Annotated in this window: 2 protein-coding genes and 1 pseudogene; all 3 read right to left on the reverse strand. The window is 43.1% G+C overall.

Going from position 1 to position 5300, the window contains the following annotated elements:
• The coding region (locus HMPREF2805_RS00060; protein WP_222563417.1) for a DUF859 family phage minor structural protein at positions 1-1135 on the reverse strand (1135 nt) is incomplete at its 3' end.
• An 11-nt stretch (positions 1136-1146) separates the two neighbouring features.
• Complete coding sequence (locus HMPREF2805_RS00065; protein WP_075230937.1) at positions 1147-4488, reverse strand: phage tail spike protein; 3342 nt, start codon at positions 4486-4488, stop codon at positions 1147-1149.
• Positions 4488-5300: pseudogene (locus tag HMPREF2805_RS00070) on the reverse strand (phage tail domain-containing protein); the annotation flags it as partial. The pseudogene HMPREF2805_RS00070 and the gene HMPREF2805_RS00065, both read right to left, overlap by 1 nt.

Raw genomic sequence — 5300 nt, forward strand, 5'->3', positions numbered from 1 at the left:
TGGTAGTCCCAAGCCTTGCAACTTTAAAAGTCAAGGTCATTGAGTTCTTTTGACTTCCTGCCACTGTCAGAGGGGCGATTTTGGCATTTCTCGTAGCGGTCAAGGTGCTAGAGGTTGAGCCTGTTCTAGCAATACTAAAGCTGAGAGCAGGGGCGAAATACTCAAGCACAGTCACGGAAACCTCTTTAGTATCCGACCATCTGCCACGGCTATCAGAGACGCTTGCTCTGATTTTGATGGTGCCGTTATAATTCATAATGCCCAAACTTCCGCCATTAGAGCTTGTAGACTGGTTTTTGCCGACAATTTCAGCATAGTATCCAGTAATGGATGAGCCATAAGAGCCGACTGCGCCATTAAATGCTACCTTGATGTTAGAGATTACCTGGATGAACGTGCTTCCGTTTGGGATGAGGTTTTGAGCTGCACCATTCGAGTCTGACAGTGAAATCCCTGTAAATGTGGGTTTCACATTCGCTGGTACGCTAGCCGTCAAGGTTGTTGACTGCGTTCCTGTCTTTGTGGAACCTGAATAGGTATCTACGTAGACAGTCCCTGTCCCACTCGCCGAGTTTGGAATGTCGTTTGCAAAGTCAAGAGGTATCGTCCAGCTAGTGGATGTGTCTACATTCGTTGCAATCGTCCCTGACTTACCTGCCCATAAATAGCGCACTGTATGCTTGAAACTTGAGCTTTGACGGTTAATATTGATAGTAACTGAACTACCAATAACTCCAGGGCTCACGCTTACAGAGCTAGAGCGTGGTATAGTTGTCAGACTGAGACTTGCTGAGACTGTGATCGTCCCATGCAAGCCATTGTTAGGATTGAACGTACAAGAGATAGGGAGCGTCTTAGTCCCATCCGCATTGTGGCTGATTGTACTTGAGCCACTAGCAAGAGTGTACTCCTCGCCTGAGGTCTCCCACGTCGGGTAACTGTAATGCACGTTACGGCCGTCTAAATTGAGAGACAACGTACTGTCTCCTTGATGGTTATGAGTGTAGTAGGCGCCTGTACGGCTAACTGTCATCCGCCAGTTGACAGTTGAGGTGTTAGCCGTGATACTCTGAGAGCCCTGCTCTACATAAACATTGAGATACAAGCTCCCACTTGAATTACTAAACTTTGCCATTTTACTCCTTTCTATCCAATGTAGCGGATGACGTTCATGTCAGGGTTAAGATGATACTGCTCTTCTCTAAATCGTCCTATCTGGATAGTCTTAGAGAAAATCCCGTTCTCGATGTGGATTACACCTTGAGAAATATACATAACCTCAATCCCTGCTGAATACATTGAAATTCGTCCGTTTGGGTTGAACATCATACTAGAGCTACCGTCATTCTTACCAATCACAAGGCCCTCATTTGATGAGCTCATATAACTATCAATGAAATTCCAGCGGTCAGATAATTCTCCCAAGTCTTTGGCAATATTTGAGACACGCTGACTAGCTGCAATCAAATCTTTCTCAGCTTGTGCTCTCGCTGTCTCGTTGGCCTTAACAAAGTCCTTGTAAGCCTTTATCCAGTTATCTAAGTCATCAGCACTAGCCTTAGCCTCAACCTCGGCTTGAATAATCCCAGCCTTTTCATTTAGCGCATTGATTTGCTCCTGAGTCAGCCCTTGGTCAGCCTTGGAGTTGATGGTCTCTTGCACGTCTTCGTCTGATAATCTGAAATCAGTCATTACATTTCCGATTTCAAGTTGTACGTCTGTAACATACAGATTGACAATCTTGTCATATCCAACATAGAGCATGACTGTTATTTCATCAAAAGGTATATTGTGCTTTGCTGATAGAGAAAAACGTTGGTACTTATCGCTGATTTGGGAAACAGGTATATCAAGCCATGATTGTCTGGTGATGACTCCATCTTTTATAAAATGGATTCCAATATGAGCCTCTTGAGGAGCCCCATCCTTCGCAAACAATGCTGAAACAGTAACCGGAGTGTCTGCCGGCTGAGACAATGGAATTTTTTGATATATCCCTTTCCAGCGAGGAATAACAGTGTCATTCTCGCTAAACATATGTAAGCCTGACCTGCCCTTATTAGCTGCAGAATGAGTGAAATTATACGCTAATCCATTTACAGAGGCTCTGCTCCACTTATTCTCTCCAGAGAGAAATGAGGCATTTCTGATATAGTTTTTTCCGCCTACCTGAACATTATCAAAGAGAGCTGTCCACTTGTACAGTTCAGGATTTTGACTATCCGCCTCAGTGAAATCCGTTAGCGTCCCTAAATAGCGCTTATTCGTGCTATCAGTTGTACTGAAACCATCACGACCGTCAGCGGAGTTAGCCCAGGCTCGGTGAAAGTATGGAGTCCGTCCATCTGCTCCAGGCTTACCTGGAATACCTTGAGGGCCGTCCTTACCGTTTAAGCCATCTGAACCTCTCCATCTCGTCCAGCGATAATCAGCAGGATTGACGCTGTCGGTTGAGTTGAAATCAATATAGACCCCTATATAGGCCTTGTCAGCGTTAGTCTGGCTAAATCCACTACCTGAGATAGTATCAGCGTAGGCAATGTGAGTGTAAGTTGTACGGCCGTCAGCTCCTTTAGTTCCAGGGATACCTTGGTCACCTTTTGGACCTTGCAAGCCTTGGAGCCCCTGTAGCCCACGGTCTCCCTTTTCGCCTTTTTCTCCTCGGTCACCTTTTGGACCAGGGTCTCCTTTCGGTCCTGCGTCCCCTTTTTGACCTTGGAGACCATCAGACGTATTGATAAGAGTCAACTGCTCAGACGCTATCTCTTTGTTATCAACCCATGCCGAAACCGTCAATACCATTTTTTGATTGATGTCCGAGGCTCGGACAATATAACTAGGGCTTGTGGCTTTGATTTCGCCATCAATGACCCAACGCCATCCGCTGCTGATAACCTTATTACCTTTCATCAAAGTAGGAGTCACAATGGTCTGACCTTGACCGTTTTTAAAGGCGATACCATTATCCGTAGCTAGTTTGATAGTGTAGGGCTTGGATGCTTCGAAAAGTCGCTCAAAGGCAGCCTGAATGCCATCTGATAACTTATTCTCTAGAGCCTTGAAATTCGCAAAAGTGGTTTTGTTACTTGCCGGATTTGTAAAACTGATTTTCTGTTCGGTAACTCGTGCTTTTACTATTAAAGCTGGACTAAATCCATCATCATAAATCTGGACCGTGTCCCCGATTTCTACGTCCACAAAGCCATCTACTTCATATGTGATGGCTGGGTAGCAATGTTGCTTTAATTTCAGGTAAGCAAGACGTCGCAACTCGTTTGGTTCGTCTGTATCAAAGTCGAAGTCTCGCCTTGTCCACTGGTCCTCAGCTGTTGCTGAAGTAAAAGTTGAGGGATAGAGTTGCATGGACAACGGGGCATACAGTTGTTGCCCTCTTTGGTAAAACTCTAATTCTCCCCTCTCGTTCTTGATAGACCACTCTCCCAAGTTTTCAATGGTCAGAACCTCTTTTTCCAGCTCGGTTTCTTTCTCTTTTTTCTTAGGAGGTTTTATGATTCGTTTCTCAGTATTAGATGGCCCGCCTTTCTTACTGGTCGTCACAGTCTGTTCAATAGAGCCATCTGAACGAGTTGTGGTAGTCGTTGTAATGCGTGTTTTATCAGCCAGTTTTGTGACTTTAGTGTGGACAATAGTCTTACTCTTTGTCCCATCAGATGCTGTGCGAATGATCGTTTCAGTTGTCGAACCATCCGCATTTTTGACTCTTTGACTTGAAACGTGACGCTCCCCGCTGTCTTCAACCTCGACAGTCGGCATTTTACCAGTTGGCCGGATTGTATTGAAAACACCCGTCTTATCCACTTTCCGGGTGATAGAGCTAATATTTTTACCATATTTTAAAACCACATCATTCCTAATACGACCAATTCCTTGGTGTGTATCGTCGTGTTCGTGATATATATTTACAGTAAAGTTCTTAAGCGTGCTATCTGCTTTTAATTGTGTGTCAAATTCAATCTCAGCATCGAATTGTTTCGCAAGATTAAGCAAACGAGCAAGTTTTGTTTCTTGTGTCGTCCACTCAATGATGCGTTGCTGGTCTGAAGTCTCGTTAATTCCAATAGTGAGATGGGCATAGTTCAATAAAGCCATCTCTTTGCAATATTCTGCAAAAGTCATTGCTCTCGTTGCTTTGTAAGGATTTACTAACTCATTGATCAATTCAAGATTGAGATTCTCACAATAGCATTTGATTGTCTGCTCATTTTCCTCCACTGACATCACATTAAAAAGGTAGGTACGTCCATTGTGTCGGAATGACACCCAACCACGTTCGTTTAGATGCTGGTAGGCCTTTGATGAAGCTGTATCTGATTGAATTGCTTTCTTAAAGACTGTAAACTCGAAAGTTGAAGCTCCTGTTGGCATGTCTCTTGACCATGTATCGTTATAATAATTAAGCGTGTTCTGCTTACTATTATCAACAAAAGCAACCTTTTGCAAGGTTGCATCGTGAATCGTTAAAAGCATTATAGCCACCTTTCTTCAAATTCAATTGTTACTGTCGGTTGTTTTTTAATGAAGCTAGAAAAGTACAGCTCTAATTTCGATTTACCAGAAGGAATGGACAACCATTGTGACCCATCGACAATCTCGTTAGCTTTTGCAATCCCATCGATATAGACCGTGTCATCTTCGCTATTGATTAGAACATTCGATCCGATTGGAAAACGATTGGGGATGTCATTCGTTGTTGGGACAAAATCTTTGCGGTAGTACAATTCATCAAGATACATGTGAGAGACGATTGGATTATCTCTGTACGCTCCAATTGTAATGTGAATTTTTGCAGACTTTTTACCCTCAATCTCTGGAATGATAAAAGTAGAGTATGATCCTTGATAAAAAACTTGTACCTTGCTATCATTCCGTTTTAAATCTGACCACCCTTTTGCTACACTAAAAGGATTGATATCTCCAGTTGTAGTTCCATCAAAATTCCATCGCTTTAGAATCCTATATCCACCTTGACCGTCGCTGGCTAAAAAATTAAACTCACATTCAGAACCTAGCGACCGTTTAAAGGTCTCAACACCATACAAAAATTGGTCTGCTTCATCTGATATTGTCACCTTGATGAATCCATATTGATTATTAGCTTTGGACCAAAAAACTTGTCTCCACCAAAAATAATCATTCAGGGACCCAGTGCTGCCTGTGCTATCATTGGGAATTGTCCAGGTCAAACTTGTAGCGTAGTTGTGTAATTTAGTTTCACCTCGTAAATCTTTCAATCTAACGTGTGGACGTTCCCAAAGATTAATCATTTCAGCTGTTCCTAC

Source organism: Streptococcus sp. HMSC034E03, assembly GCF_001811505.1.
GTDB lineage: Bacteria > Bacillota > Bacilli > Lactobacillales > Streptococcaceae > Streptococcus.

Coding starts and splice junctions, on each gene's coding strand:
- HMPREF2805_RS00065 (WP_075230937.1), bottom strand. CDS start 4,488: ATGCTTTTAACGATTCACGATGCAACCTTGCAAAAGGTTGCTTTTGTT.